We start from the raw sequence: 13,666 nt of genomic DNA on the forward strand, positions 1-13,666 counted from the left end.
CGGCAATGGCTGGTCCGCATGGTCTGGACGGCCGGTAAGGGCGGACAGGCCGTGAGGCAGCTGCAGGGGTTGCCCGAACTGATCGTGACCCTCGGCCGGCGCCGCCTCACGGCGGCCGAAACCGCCGCGATCGTATCCGTCCAGGTCCTCAGCACCCTGGCCCGTCCGGCGCAGTGCCTCATCAGCTGGCGCCCGGGTCCGGGCCGGCCCGGCGGTCCCGGCGCGCGCTCGTCCGGAGGGAGCGTGGATCCCGGGACCGGTGACGCCCTGCGGGTGGAGGTGGGCGGCTACCGGGCCCCGCTGTTCGTGGGTGAAGTAACGGTGGTGGAGTACGTGTATGGTGCCGATCGGTCACAGGAAATCCGTGTGCGTGCCTACGATGCCCTGCACCGGCTCCGCAAGCGGCAGTTCACCCGTCTGCACCCGGACATGGATCTGGCCCGGCTCGCTGGAAAGCTCTGCGAAGGTACCGGCCTGCAGGTTACCGGGGGCGGAGTCGCGCTGGGCAACGTGTACCAGTGCGCGAGCTCGGACCTCAGCCTGCTGGTGGAACAAAGCGCCCGAGTGGGGGTCTTTCCCGTGGTGGACGACGGCACGCTGCGGCTGCCCGGGCTGGCCGGCGAAGGAGAGGCCCTGGAGCTGGAACTTGGCGCCAGCCTGCATTCCGCGGAGGTGGAAATCAGCCAGGAGCCAGCGTTTGCGGGGGCGCGGACCGCCGGCTGGCGCGCGGACGACGCCTCTTTCCAGACCGCCTCCGCCCCCAGCAGCACGGCCGGCCCGCGGGTCGGCGCCGATCCCGTGCTCGCCAGCGTGGGCGGCGGAGGAGACCTCCTGCGCGAGAACGAACCCCTCAGTTCGGAGACCCTCGCGGACAGTCTGGCGCAGGCGGAGCTCGACGTCCGCGCGGCGGGTCAGGTCACCGCCGTATTTGTCGCCGATGGCGACCCCCGGCTCCGGGCGGGCTCCCGGGTCCGCGTGAGCGGCATTGCATCCTCGCTGGAGGGCACGTACGCAGTGACCTCCGTGACCCACCGCATCGACGACACCGGCTACGAAACCACCGTCTCCACACGCCCGCCGGCCGCTCCGCCGCAACGCAGGCCGGACGTCTTCACGCTGGGAGTGGTGGCCGACGTCGAGGATCCCGATGGCCGCGGCCGGGCGAAGGTCCGTCTTCCGGCCTTTCCGCAGCTGGAGACCCCATGGGCGCCGGTGCTCTTCGCGGGGGCGGGCGCCGGCAAGGGCCTGGTGGCACCGCCGGCTCCGGAGGACACGGTGCTGGTGCTGCTGCCGGCGTCGGATCCGGCCCAGGCCATGGTGCTAGGCGGGCTGTACGGCGCGGACCAGCCGCCGGACACGCAGGTCGTCACACCCCGGGAAAGCCGCTACACATTCAGGAGCCGCGACGGCCAGGAGATCGTGATGGACGGAAACGCGCGCAGCATCCGTCTCAGCGACGGACACGGGTCAATGGTGGAACTTGGCCCGGACACTCTCCGCATCACGGCTGCCACCGACCTCGTCCTGGAGGCGCCCGGCAAGGCGATGCGGATCCGTGCCAAGACCGTGGATTTCGAGGAGGCCTGATGAAGCTGCTGGTGACGGCGGCGATCCTGCGCTGCGGACACGACGGCCTGGTGAAAAACATGCCCTCGCAACAGTGGGTCCGGGTTGCCGGGCTGCCGGTACTCGTGGACCACGATCCGCAGGGCCGGGACATTGCCATGTGCCCGAACGTGGGCATCAACATCAAGCCGTGCAACAGGACCCTCCTGGTACAGAAGGGCTATTCGGCATTCGTTCGGATCAACGCAAAGGCGGTCTGCCTGGACACTGTGGAAGGATTCACGGACGGCACCCCGCCCGGAGCCGTGAAGTACACGGTGCGCCGCCCGGGCCAGGGATTCGTTGAGGCAGCAGCATGAGCGCCCCCCGGTACCGGTCCGTTGCCTTCATCCATCCGGATTTTGACGCCAGCGCAGGCTTGCCCGGGTTACGGCTCACCCCGGCGGGGCGCCTCGCGGTGGTCACCGATGCAGCCTCCGTCCGGCAGGCGCTGCTGCTCCTGCTGAGCACCCGGCCCGGCGAACGCGTTAACCGTCCCACCTATGGCTGCCACTTGTTCCGGCTGGCTTTCGCACCCGCGGATGACACCACGGCGGGCCTCGCCATCCATTACGTGGCGCGCGCGGTGGAGCAATGGGAGCCGCGCATCAATGTCCTTTCCCTCGATGCAAGCCGGCCGGTGCAAACCCCGGAACTGCTGGAGGTCCGGCTGCGATACCGGGTCCGCACCACCGAGCGGGAGGACGAAATCGCCGTCGCAGTCCCCGTTGCTTCCGGAGGAGCCCCGTGAGTATCCCCGTACCTAACCTCGATGACCGGACTTTCGCCGAGCTGGTCGCCGCGGCCCGCGAGCGCATCCGCCAGATCGATCCCGAATGGACGGACCTCTCCGTCCATGATCCCGGCATTGTGATCCTGGAGGCTTTTGCGTTTATGACCGAGACCCTCCTCTACCGGCTCAACCGGGTGCCGGAGAAGCTCTACGCAGTTTTCCTGAACCTCCTCGGCACCAGCCTCTACCCGCCAAGCACGGCTGAAACCATGCTGGAATTCAGCCGCGCCACCCCGGGCACGGACGAGCTCCGCATCCCCCGTGGCACCCAGGTGGGCTGCGTTGCCGGTGTTCCCGGCGCGCCACAGCCCGTTTTCACGACGACGGTCCCGGGCATCCTGGCGGCCGGCGAGCCCAGCGTTCTGATCCCCGCCGCCGACGTGACTCTGTACGACGCCGTGCCGATCGGCGTCGGGAACGGGCGTCCCGGGCAAAGCTTCGTGATCCCCAACGCCCCGATTGTGTCCGGGGCCGGCCTGTCGGTCGCCGTCGAAGTGCCGGCCGGAGCAAGGCTCCGCAGTGGCGAGGCGGTCCTCGTGGACGGCAAGCGCTTCCGCTACTGCCGTGAGGTGGAGGCTTTCGCCGATGCCGATCCGGGCGAGCTGGCCGTGAAGATCGATCGCAGCGCCGGGGTAGCGATGTTCGCGTGGTGGGATGAGGCCGCCGGCGCAGTCAATCCTGCCGGTGACGGCGCCGGTGACGGCGCCGGTGACGTGACCGTACCCGGGCCCGGTGCCGAGATCCGCGCCTGGTACAGGGCCGGGGGCGGGGAGCGCGGCAATGTGGGCGCCGGTCAGCTGACAGTCCTCCGCACACCGGTGACCGGGGTCAGGGTGAGCAATCCGGAACCGGCTACGGGCGGCCGGGACGGCGAGTCCCTGGAGAACGCGTTGCGCCGGGCCCCCCAGGACTTCCAGGCGAGGGACCGGGCCGTCACTGTGCGGGACTACGAGGTGCTGGCCGCGCGGCACGGCGGGGTGGCCCGAGCCCGGGCGTTCACCCGCAAGGATCTCTGGGCTTTTGCCAAACCCGGCGAAGTGGAAGTGGTAATGGTGCCGTTCGTGCCGGGGCGCGGAGCCGGCTCCGTCCCGATCCAAGCGGCGGACTTGCAGGCCGTGGCCACGAACGAGGTGCGGGCGGACGTGGAGGGGTACCTTCGGCGCAGGGCCACGGTGGGTGCTGAGCCCGTGGTGCGGTGGGGCCACTACAAGCAGGTGCTCGTGGACGCCCGCATCGTGGTGCGCAGCGACGAGGACACGGAAGCGGTCAGGTCACGGATCATTGGCCGGTTGTCCGCCGCGATCAGCCCGCTGGCGCAGGGAAGCTCGGGCTACGGCTCCGGCTTCGGCAAGCCCCTCCGTGTTTCCAATCTGTACCGGGCCATGGAAGAGGCCGAGCCGGGGGTGCAGTACGTGGACCGGGTGCAGCTGGAGGTGGACAAGGTGCCGGACACCGACGCCACGGCCCTGGTGCAGGCGGACGGGCAGCCCCGGACCTGGTTTGTGGCGCAACAGGGAACATTGTTCCGCACCACCAACGCAGGCGACGGCTGGGAGGCCTGCTCCGAGTTCGGTGATGCTCCGGGAGGCTCGGAAACCGTGCGCTCCATTGCCCCTTTCCGTTCCCCCGCCCCAGGCCGCTTAGGTCCGGAGAAACACCCCGGGATGGTGGCGGTGGCCACCATAACCGCGACCGGCTCGCGCATCCACATCAGCGAGGACCTTGGCGAATCGTGGCGCCTCGCCGCGGAACTCGGGTTCGTCGTCGCGGACCTCTGCTGGGTGGACCGGCAGGGGGCAGCGGTGCTGCTTCTGGCTGGCGAGCGCGGGCTCTATGAACTCCCCGTGGGCGAGGGGTCCATCCCGGTGCAGAATCTGGTGGATGCGTCGCAGCCGGACCGCGGCTTCTATGCCGTGGACGCTTTCGTTGATGTCCGGGGCCGCACAGGCGTAGCCGTGGCGGCGGAGGCATCCGCGGGTATTTGGCTCTCACCCGATGCCGCCGCCGCGGGGTCCTTTCAACAGGTCAAGGCTGCCGGCGAGGACATCCGGTGCATGGCCATTCAGTACGACGGCGCCGCGAGCTACGTGTGGGTGGGCCGCTCAGTGCCGGAAGGGACCGGGACGGGGTGCCTTCGGCTCAAGATCGACGAGCTGGCCCGCACCAGCCTCGATTCGCTCCCGGACTCGTGGGAGCAGTTCAGCGCCGGCTGGACAGGGGGGAGCTGCTGGGGAGTGCATGTGACGGGTAACGCCGCCTTTGCAGCCACCCAGAGTGGCGGTGTCCTGCGTCTTCCACTCGGTGGGGCGTCCGCTGCGTGGAGCGTCCCGGACGTGAACTGCGGCCTGCCGCTCCGGGACCGGACGCGCTTCGAGCCGGTGCGCTCGGTGTCCGGCGCGGTTCTGGCCGTCGACGGCGTCGACGGCGGCGACGGAGACCGGGGCACCGGAGACGGGGGAGGCAACAGCAACAACGGCAGCGTCGGCGGCTCCCCGGTCATCCTGGCCGCGGGTCCCCGGGGCATCTACCGCAGCTTGGATGGCGCCGCCTCGTGGCGCAGCTGCGGGCGCCGCGTGGTGGAAGACGTCGTAACGCTGCCGGAGACCTGGCTGTTCTGTTCCGGTGATCATCGGATCGAGGTGGTGCACGGCCGTGACTGAAACGCCGGTTCCCCAACCCGCCCTGTTGAAGGTGCTGCCCGAGGTGTTCCAGGTCGCGGCGGCCCACAGTCCTCCCCTTCAGGCCCTACTGATTGTGGCGGAGGACCTGCACCAGCCCGTCCGCGGGCTCCTGGACCGGGTGGAGACGATTCCGGACCCGGGCCGGGTGCCGTCGTCGCTGGTTCCATTCCTGTCCCGGTGGGTTGACCTTGACTGGCTCACGTTGCCGGCGCCCGACGCCGCCGTATCGGCTGGGGCCGGCATTCCGGCCGCACGCCAGCGGGACCTCATTGCGGCGGCGTCCGAGCTGTCCTCACGCCGGGGCACGGTGGACGGGCTGACCCGGTTCCTTCAGCTGGCCACGGGCCTCCGCGGGTTCGCGGTGGATGCAGTGCCGGGGGCCTTCCACCTTCGGGTCAGCGTGCCGGCCTCCGGGGCGGGGCAGATGAACCTAATCCGGCGCATAGTCAAGGGCATCAAGCCGGCCCATGTCACGGACGAGATCGTCGTGGCCGAGCAGTCCGCGGCCGGACACGACGGCCAGCCGTGAGTGGCGCTGCCGGTAAGCGGCCCGTCATCATCGTTGCGGTGTGCGCAGCGGTCGCAGTGACGGTGCTGCTGGTGGGCGTCAGCTGCGGGGGCGGCAACCGCCCCGGCGCCAGGGATTGGCAGGACTCGTTCGCTGGCGCGGCCCAGGGGTCCTCGCTGACGGCCGGAGACTTGGAAGGCTCCAGCGGGTGCACGGCCACGGGACGGCAGCTGCTGGTGGCAGGGAGCTGCGCGTTCTTGATCAAGCCGTTTGGGGGCGCCTTCGGCCTTGGGCCGCCCACGAAGCGGGCCACCCTGGTTCCACAGCAGGCGATCGACATCGAGGTGGTCGTGGAAGGAACCAGGATCGGACAGCACGTGGATCCTGGAAAGACCGTTCCCCTGACGTTTGGGAAATCGGGCGGGCAGCTGGGCGTCACCTGCCTGTCCGCGGGCGGCTGCGCCGTGCAGCTACTGGAAGCAGGAGGATGAAAATGACCAGCATCACCATGACGCTCAGTTCGCCGGAGGTGGAGCTCAAGAACGGCAAGGGTTCGCTGGCGGCCTCGGTAACCAACGCGGGAATGGAGCCGGAACGAGTCGTGCTCGGGGCATTCCCAAGCCAGGCCGCCACGCCCGCCGCCCCTACCTTCGCCACCATTGCAAATCCGCTGCGGACCATTCCCGCTGGCGCCACGGAGCAATACGTCGTGGCCTTTGATACCACGAAAGCGCCGCCTGGCAGCTACCCCGTGAAACTCATCGCGTACTCGGCCGACTATGCCCCCGAGGACTACGCGGACCAGGCCCACGTGGTCACCCTCGTGGTGCCCCAGCCCACCTCGCCGGAGAAGGCCAAGCGGGGGTTTCCCTGGGTCTGGGTGATGGGCGCCGTCGTCCTTCTGGCAGTGATAGGCGGTGTGGTCTGGTTCCTGCTGAAGGACGTCAATGTCCCGGCCGTGGAAGGAAAGCCCGTGGGCGAAGCAACCCAGCTGCTGAAGGACTCCGGATTTACGGTGTCAACAAGCGAAAAGGAAGACCCGGCTCCGGAGGGCCAGGTGCTGCACCAGGACCCGGGCGCCAACACCACCGCGGGCCGTGGTTCCACGGTGAAACTCGAAGTGGCCAAACCCGTGAAAGTGACAGTTCCGAGCGTCCTCAACACTTCGGTTGAAAACGCCAAGACCCAACTGGCCGCCTCGAAGCTTGAGCTGGTCTTCGCCGCCAACTCCGCCTGCACGGTGTCCCCGCCGCGGCCGTCAAACGCCCTGATCTACGACTACTGTGCGGTGTCGGGAGTGGAACCCGCCCCGGGCGCGCAGGCAAACGCCGGCAGCCGGGTAGCAGTGGTCACGGAGATCCGGAAAACCGGGGTCGTCTTCCCCGACGTCAACATCTGCAAGAAGTTCCCCGGGATCTGCGAGAAAGTAATCAGTCCCTGAGCCTTAGGCCGGGACAGTCGGATCAGTCGTCGGCTGAGCCGCTCACGCGCACGGCGTTGACGATGGCCGGAATGGACCCGATCAGCATCACAAGGGCCCACACCAGCGAAACCACTACGGTGACCAGAGCCCAGAACTGGTCACCAATGGACACCAGCGGGCCGGGCAGGAAGCCGTGGATCAGGCCCAGGACCAGCTGCAGGAGCACGGATACGGCCAGCAGCACCACGAACACGATTTTAAGCAGCAGGATCAGGCCAAGGATGGCCGCGGCCTTACCCACCGGGAAACTTCCCCACAACGCGAGGTAGGCCAGGGTGCCGAACGGGGTGGCCACGAACAATCCGAACATCAGAAACAGTTTGGCCAGTGCAGTCATGGCCGCTAAGAACGCCCCCGCCACCCAGAGGAAGGACACGATCAGCGTCACGATCCCCTGGAGGCGGCCATAGACCCGCAGGTCCATGATGAGGCTCAGCCCGAGCATCACCACGGTGAACAGCAGCAGCCCGTCCAGGAATGCAAGGAAGCCGATGCCGCTTCCCGGCGGCTCGGCGCCCGCCTGCTCAGTCCGGAGCAGGAGTTCCGGCGGCACACCCAGTTCATTGGCCGCCGCCGGTGACACCGGGTCCACCGCAGTGGAACCCAGGAGGAGCGCCAAGCCGATCTCGGCCAGCACGGCGATGGCGAAGACGACCACTGCGGCGACAAAGAAGGGTCGACGCAGCCCCTCAGCCGGTGCTGCGTTCCGAAGCGACAGTCCCCGCTCCGACGACGGCCTTCCCCACGGCTGCGCGGTCATGGCTTCATTCTGGCAGAACAGCCGCCAAAAGGCGCCGGCAGGACCCCACCGGCCTGACGGACCCCACGGACGGCGGGGTTTCCGCAAACGCGGGACTGCGAATTGGCTGCCAGCCGGCTCTGCTCCTTTGCCAGCCCGGAGGAGTAGCGTTTCCCTATGAGTGCGCAGCAGCCTGAAGATGTGTACACGCACGGACATCATGAGTCCGTGGTCCGCGCCCATGCGTCACGGACTGCCGAGAACTCCGCGGCATTCGTGATCCCCTACCTCACCCCCGGCGTGTCCGTGCTGGACGTGGGCTGCGGGCCGGGGAGCATCACATGCGACTTCGCCGCCCTCGTATCGCCGGGAAAGGTCACAGGCCTGGACCGCTCCCCCGAGGTGATCGCCCACGCCACGGCGCTTGCGGCCGAACGTGGTGTAGGGAACGCCGAATTCGTCGCCGGCAACATCTATGACCTCGACTTTGAGAACGAGACCTTCGACGTGGTCCACGCCCACCAGGTCCTCCAGCACCTCACCAATCCCGTGGAAGCCCTGCGGGAAATGCGGCGCGTGGCCAAGCCCGGCGGCATCGTGGCAGTGCGCGACGCCGATTTCCACGGTATGAGCTGGTACCCTGCCATCCCTGAACTGGACGAATGGATGGAGCTTTACCAGCGTATTGCCCGGCGCAACGGGGCGGAGCCGGACGCTGGCCGGCGCCTGGTTTCATGGGCCCAGGCCGCGGGTTTCACCGACGTGGCGCCGTCCAGCAGTAACTGGCTGTACGCCACGGGCCAGCAGCGGCGGTGGCAGGCACGGGTGTGGGGCGAGCGCGTGCTTCATTCCTCCTTCGCGGACCAGGCGCTGGAGTACGGCTTCGCCAACGCCGCGGACCTGGCCCGGATTTCCGCGGGCTGGCACAGGTGGGGCTCCACTGACGACGGCTGGTTCCTGATTCCCAACGGTGAGATCATCGCCCGGGCCTGACGCCGCGGGCCCTTGCCCACATACGCGCGCCGGCCTCCGCGGGCGTGAAGCCGCCACGGACTCCTTCCTGCCCTCACAGCGGTGCCACAGCCGCGCCAAAGTCCCGCCACACCTTGGGGGCCGAGGCTGGCTGCAGGCCGGCCAGCACCAGGCGAACGGCAAGACCGAGGAAATCCTGACCGGCGACACCGCCCCCAAGGTGGAGGGCTACTTCAACGGCTAGTCATCCCGGGTGCGGCTAGTCCGGCCTGCCTCGTACTCAGCGCGCACAGTCCCGGCCGGGGGCGCACATCGCCGGCCGGGACCTGCCCGCTCGGGTGCACGGGAAATGACCCAGGGACGGTTCCCAACGATTGGATCTGTCTATAGGGTGCAAGAAAACCTACCCGTGAGGAGAACGCGAATGCGCAGACTGATGGCTGGCCTTTTCTATTCGGTGGACGGTGTGGTGGAGTCCCCCAACCTGTGGCAGTTTGACAGCTTTGACGACGAGCTGGGTGCCGGAATGGGTCAGATGATGGAGCGCGTGGACACAGCGCTCATGGGGCGGGTGGGGTACGAGCAGTGGGCTGATTACTGGCCCAACGCCGCCGGCGAAGACCCTTTCGGAGCCTTCATCAACCCCCTTCCGAAGTATGTGGCCTCCAGGACCCTCTCCGGTGAGCTGGCATGGCAGAATTCCCACCTCATCAAGGAACCCCTGGAGGACTTCGTGGCCGGGCTCAAGCGCAGCGACGGCGGCGAGATCGGAGTTTTCGCGAGCATTTCCCTGGTCCGCCAGCTCCTGTTTGCCGGCCTGCTCGATTCCCTGATGCTGATGGTCCACCCCGTCATTGCGGGAACTGGCCGGCGGCTCTTCGTGGACGGCGATCCCTTGACCAGGCTGGAGCTCCAGGAATCTCAGCAGACCAGCAAGGGAAACATGGTCCTGACTTATGGCCTGAGGGCCGGCTGAACCGGACCTCGAGGGCAGCCCGGGTCCCGAGCACGCCGGGGAAGCGCCGGGAAAGGGCTGTACCGGCCGGCCCGTAAACTTGACGGGTGCAACCCTCCCTTTGGCTCGCCTTGGCCGGCGCCGGCGTCCTGATCAGTTTCACCCCCGGCGCGGGCGCCATTAACACCATGAGCAATTCGCTGAACTCAGGCTTCCGTCGTTCCATCTGGGGCATCCTGGGCCAGCAGGCCGCCTTGATCGTGCATGTGGTGGTTGTGGCCCTGGGTGTTGGCGTGCTGGTGGCCAGTTCCCCGGTGGCTTTCAACGTGATCCGGTATGCCGGGGCCGCTTACCTGGTCTATCTGGGCATCCGGCAGTTCCTGCACAAGCCGGACCTCGATCAGGAAAAGGCGGCAACGCTCCGGAATGAGCCGTCCCTCTCCATGTTCCGCCGCGGGCTCTGGGTCAACCTGCTCAACCCCAAAGCAATCGTGTTCTTCCTGGCCTTTATGCCCCAGTTCATCCGCCCGGAACAGCCCCTGGTGCCCCAGTACGTGGTCCTGACGGCCACCGTGGTGGTCATCGACATCCTGGTGATGTGGTTCTTCTTCGCGGCAGCGGCCAAATCATTCCAGCGCTTCACCCACGACGCGCGCGGGCAGAGGGTCCTGAACCGGACGTTCGGGGTGCTCTTTGTCGGCGTCGGCGTGCTGCTGGCGCTGATCCACTGAGGAAGCCGCCGGACCTGCCGGCCGGGGCGCAACTGTCCGTTCGCGCGCTCGCCCCGGGGCGTAACTGTCCGTTCGCGCGCAAAAGACCCGGCCGGCGGCGCCACATGCGTCACCGACCGGGCCCGAACTGTACGTTCGCGCTAAATGTCCGCAGCCCGGTCAGGGCTGCAGCTGACCGTTCGCGGGCGTAAGTTTCCGCAGCTCGGCCTTGCGGATCTTGCCGCTGGCCGTCCTGGGCATCTCGGCCACGAAGACCACCGACTTGGGGATCTTGTATCGCGCCAGCCTGCCGTCCAGATGGAGCCGCAGCTGCTCTTCCGTCAGTTCGGCGCCCTCGCGCAGGAGCACCACGGCCCGCGGCACCTCGCCCCATTTCTCGTCCGGGACGCCGATCACGGCAACACTGCCGACGGCGTCGAGCTCGGCGATCGCCTGCTCCACCTCGGCCGGGTAGATGTTCTCCCCGCCCGAGATGATCATGTCCTTGAGCCGGTCGGAGATGAAGACGAATCCGTCCGGATCCTTGTAGCCCATGTCCCCGGATTTGAACCAGCCGTCCTCCGTGTAGGAGTCCGCGGTGGCCTCCGGTCGGTTCCAGTACTCGTTGATGACGTTGGGCCCCTTGATCTGGATCTCTCCCACCGTTCCGGGCGCTGGCGGGCCCGCCTCCGGATCAGCGGGGTCGGCCACCCGGACATCGGTGAAAAAGTGCGGCAGGCCCGAGGACCCGGCTTTGTCCCGGGACCGGGACGCCGGCAGTGTGGTGGCGCCCGGGGCCGTCTCGGTCATGCCGTAGCCGTTGGAGAACCGCAATCCGCGCCGTTCATACGCCTCCAGGACCCGCATGGGCACCGCGGAGCCGCCGCACGTCAGTTTGTTGAGCGAGCTGAGGTCAGTGGTGTCCCAGGCCGGATCCTCGCACAGCATCTGGTATGTGGTGGGAACCCCGCTGATGGTGGTGGCACGGTGCTGTTCGATCAGTTCCAGCGTCCGCCGGGGATCGAACTTCGGCTCCAGGACAACGGTCCCGCCTTTGAGGAGTGTGGGCAGCACGCCCATGTCCAGCGAGGCCACGTGGAACATCGGCGAGATCATCAAGGCGACGTCGGTGGAGGCGAAGTCGAAGTCGACGAGCACGTTGATGCAGTTCCATGTGATGTTGCCGTGCGTCAGGAGGGCACCCTTCGGGTTTCCTGTGGTCCCGGAGGTGTAGAGGATCATGGCGCCGTCCTCCAGTCCCACGGGTTCGTCCGGCGCCAGCGGCGAACCGGACGCCACCACGTCTTCGTAAGCCTCCACGGCGTTCCCGCGGTGCCGGTCAGCTCCCGCACGGGCGCCCAGTTCGGCAGTCCCTACGCCGGGTTCTCCGGAATCGCCCACTACGATCCGGCCAGCCACCGAGGTGTCCGCAGCCCCCCGCTCCGCGAGCAGGGCCAGGTCCGCAGAGTGGACCAAGGCGACGGCGCCGCAGTCCCGGAGCTGGAACTGGATTTCGGGCGGCGCCAGACGGGTGTTCAACGGAACGAAGACCGCGCCAGCGAGTCCCGCGGCAAAGAGGGTTTCGAGGAATGAGGGATCGTTCTCGCCAAGGTAGGCCACGCGGTCGCCGCTGCCAACGCCCCGCTCCCGCAGGGCGTTGGCGAGCCGGGCGGAGCGCTCCGCCAACTGCTCGTAGCTGAGCTCCCGCTTCCCGGCGACGACGGCGGTCTTGGTGCCCGACTTCGGGCGGCGCCGTTGCAGCCACGAGCCGATGCCAAAATTCTCCACGGCAAATCCTTTCTACTTAGACGGTAAGGCCTGAGGGCCCGGTCAGGACCGGACGGCGGCCAGGTCGTTGTTCTTCGGCTCCCGCGTCAGCAGGATGAAGACGATCGACACGACCGACATGATGGCCAGGTACCAGACCACGGACGCCGTGTTCTGGCCGGAGTCCTTGAAAATCTGCGCCACGATGCCCGGGGTGAATCCGGCCCCGAGCAGGGTTGCGAGCTGGTATCCCAGCGAGGCTCCGGTGTAGCGGGAGGTGGTGCCGAACTGCTCGGAAACGAATGCCGCGAGGGGGCCGAACAGGGTGGAATGGATCATGAGGCCCACCGCAAAGGCCACGAAGATGAGCCCGATGTTGTTCGAGGACAGCAGCGAGAACATCGGCACGAGGTAGAGGATGAAGAGCACCAGGCCGCCGATCATCACAGGCCGCCTGCCCAGCTTGTCGGAGAGCCGGCCGCCCATGACCACAAAAGCGATGGACACCAACGAGGCCGCCGCGAAGGCGTAAAGCACGCCCTGCCGGTCGGCTCCCTTGGAGACCGCGTAGGTGACGGAGAACGTGGCCAGGACCACCTGCAGCGCAAAGCCGGCTGCTCCGGCCAGCATGGTGAAGATGAGGGTCTTGGGCCGGCGAAGGACCTGCAGCAGGGGAATGTCGCGGCGCACGGCCGCGTTCCCCTGTGCGGTCTGCCGCCGATCGGCGTTCTCCTGTTCGGCCTTCTCCTGTTCCATTGCGGCCTTGAAGATGGGGCTTTCGGAGACCTTGAGCCGGACGAACATGCCCACGCCCAGCAGGACAAAGGAGAGCAGGAACGGCACCCGCCAGCCCCACGCCAGGAACTGCGCGTTGGGCAGAGCGGAAAAGGCGCCCATGGCGAGGGTGCCCAGGACCGCGCCGGTGGGGGCGCCGGCGTTGACGAACGAAGCCGCAAAGCCGCGCTTGCCCGATTCCGAATGCTCCAGCGCCATGAGGGCGGCACCGCCCCATTCCCCGCCCACGGCGATGCCTTGGAAGACGCGCAGGATCACGAGTATGACGGCGCCCCAGGGCCCGGCCACCGAGGCGTCGGGTACGAGGCCGATCAGGGTGGAGGCGATGCCCATGACCAGCATCGAGACAATCAGCATGCCCTTGCGTCCGAGCTGGTCGCCGAAGTGCCCGAAAATGATGCCACCGAGGGGCCTCGCGACATACCCGGCGGCAAAGGTGCCGTAGGCGGCGACGACGCCCACCCAGTCGTCCATGCCGGAGAAGAACACCTTGGGGAAGACCACGGCGGCGGCCGTGGCGTACAGCAGGAAGTCGTAGTACTCGATGGTGCTGCCGAGATAGCTCGAGGCTATGACGGTCCGTGCTTCACGGCGACGCGTGCCCGCGTCCAGGGCCTGCAACTGCGATATTTGGGACATCGTTGTTCCTTGTGGGCAG

Annotated in this window: 14 protein-coding genes; 11 read left to right on the plus strand and 3 right to left on the minus strand. The window is 67.7% G+C overall.

Annotated features, from left to right (window positions below):
- Nucleotides 1–51 precede the first annotated feature (51 nt).
- Genes ACP4XC_RS21405 through ACP4XC_RS21435 form a run of 7 tightly spaced genes read left to right on the plus strand, consistent with a single transcriptional unit; the run spans nt 52 to nt 7,028 of the window.
- Nucleotides 52–1,587, plus strand: coding sequence for a phage baseplate assembly protein V (locus tag ACP4XC_RS21405; RefSeq protein WP_427172745.1), 1,536 nt, complete (start codon nt 52–54; stop codon nt 1,585–1,587).
- The gene (locus tag ACP4XC_RS21410; RefSeq protein WP_427172746.1) at nt 1,587–1,925 is read left to right on the plus strand and encodes a hypothetical protein; all 339 of its coding nucleotides are present in this window, start codon (nt 1,587–1,589) and stop codon (nt 1,923–1,925) included. The genes ACP4XC_RS21405 and ACP4XC_RS21410 overlap by 1 nt, the downstream gene beginning before the upstream one ends.
- Complete coding sequence (locus ACP4XC_RS21415; RefSeq protein ID WP_427172747.1) at nt 1,922–2,356, plus strand: GPW/gp25 family protein; 435 nt, start codon at nt 1,922–1,924, stop codon at nt 2,354–2,356. Before ACP4XC_RS21410 ends, ACP4XC_RS21415 begins: the two co-directional genes overlap by 4 nt.
- Nucleotides 2,353–5,058, plus strand: a complete 2,706-nt coding sequence (locus ACP4XC_RS21420; RefSeq protein ID WP_427172748.1) for a baseplate J/gp47 family protein — start codon at nt 2,353–2,355, stop codon at nt 5,056–5,058. Before ACP4XC_RS21415 ends, ACP4XC_RS21420 begins: the two co-directional genes overlap by 4 nt.
- Nucleotides 5,051–5,608, plus strand: coding sequence for a phage tail protein (locus ACP4XC_RS21425; protein WP_427172749.1), 558 nt, complete (start codon nt 5,051–5,053; stop codon nt 5,606–5,608). Before ACP4XC_RS21420 ends, ACP4XC_RS21425 begins: the two co-directional genes overlap by 8 nt.
- A complete protein-coding gene (locus ACP4XC_RS21430) occupies nt 5,605–6,078 on the plus strand; it encodes a hypothetical protein (RefSeq protein ID WP_427172750.1) in 474 nt (157 codons plus the stop codon). The genes ACP4XC_RS21425 and ACP4XC_RS21430 overlap by 4 nt, the downstream gene beginning before the upstream one ends.
- Nucleotides 6,079–6,080: 2 nt before the next feature.
- Entirely contained in the window at nt 6,081–7,028 is a 948-nt protein-coding gene (locus ACP4XC_RS21435) for a PASTA domain-containing protein (protein ID WP_427172752.1), read from the plus strand.
- Between the two features lie 22 nt (nt 7,029–7,050).
- On the opposite strand, the gene ACP4XC_RS21440 is transcribed toward ACP4XC_RS21435, so the two are convergent.
- Nucleotides 7,051–7,830, minus strand: coding sequence for a hypothetical protein (locus ACP4XC_RS21440; RefSeq protein ID WP_427172753.1), 780 nt, complete (start codon nt 7,828–7,830; stop codon nt 7,051–7,053).
- Between the two features lie 156 nt (nt 7,831–7,986).
- Between ACP4XC_RS21440 and ACP4XC_RS21445 the strand changes: the two genes are divergently transcribed.
- The 4 genes from ACP4XC_RS21445 to ACP4XC_RS21460 all read left to right on the plus strand — a co-directional run bounded on the left by ACP4XC_RS21445 (nt 7,987) and on the right by ACP4XC_RS21460 (nt 10,467).
- Complete coding sequence (locus ACP4XC_RS21445) at nt 7,987–8,802, plus strand: methyltransferase domain-containing protein (RefSeq protein WP_427172754.1); 816 nt, start codon at nt 7,987–7,989, stop codon at nt 8,800–8,802.
- Complete coding sequence (locus ACP4XC_RS21450; RefSeq protein ID WP_427172755.1) at nt 8,780–9,025, plus strand: hypothetical protein; 246 nt, start codon at nt 8,780–8,782, stop codon at nt 9,023–9,025. The genes ACP4XC_RS21445 and ACP4XC_RS21450 overlap by 23 nt, the downstream gene beginning before the upstream one ends.
- A gap of 180 nt (nt 9,026–9,205) precedes the next feature.
- A complete protein-coding gene (locus ACP4XC_RS21455) occupies nt 9,206–9,757 on the plus strand; it encodes a dihydrofolate reductase family protein (RefSeq protein ID WP_427172756.1) in 552 nt (183 codons plus the stop codon).
- An 86-nt stretch (nt 9,758–9,843) separates the two neighbouring features.
- The gene (locus ACP4XC_RS21460; RefSeq protein WP_427172757.1) at nt 9,844–10,467 is read left to right on the plus strand and encodes a LysE family transporter; all 624 of its coding nucleotides are present in this window, start codon (nt 9,844–9,846) and stop codon (nt 10,465–10,467) included.
- 159 nt (nt 10,468–10,626) lie between these two features.
- On the opposite strand, the gene ACP4XC_RS21465 is transcribed toward ACP4XC_RS21460, so the two are convergent.
- Together ACP4XC_RS21465 and ACP4XC_RS21470 are read right to left on the minus strand one after the other, a co-directional pair.
- The gene (locus tag ACP4XC_RS21465) at nt 10,627–12,234 is read right to left on the minus strand and encodes an acyl-CoA synthetase (protein WP_427172758.1); all 1,608 of its coding nucleotides are present in this window, start codon (nt 12,232–12,234) and stop codon (nt 10,627–10,629) included.
- A 42-nt stretch (nt 12,235–12,276) separates the two neighbouring features.
- The gene (locus ACP4XC_RS21470) at nt 12,277–13,647 is read right to left on the minus strand and encodes an MFS transporter (protein WP_427172759.1); all 1,371 of its coding nucleotides are present in this window, start codon (nt 13,645–13,647) and stop codon (nt 12,277–12,279) included.
- Nucleotides 13,648–13,666 lie beyond the last annotated feature (19 nt).

Source organism: Arthrobacter sp. 92 (genome assembly GCF_050260325.1).
In the GTDB taxonomy this organism is placed as follows: Bacteria; Actinomycetota; Actinomycetes; order Actinomycetales; family Micrococcaceae; genus Arthrobacter.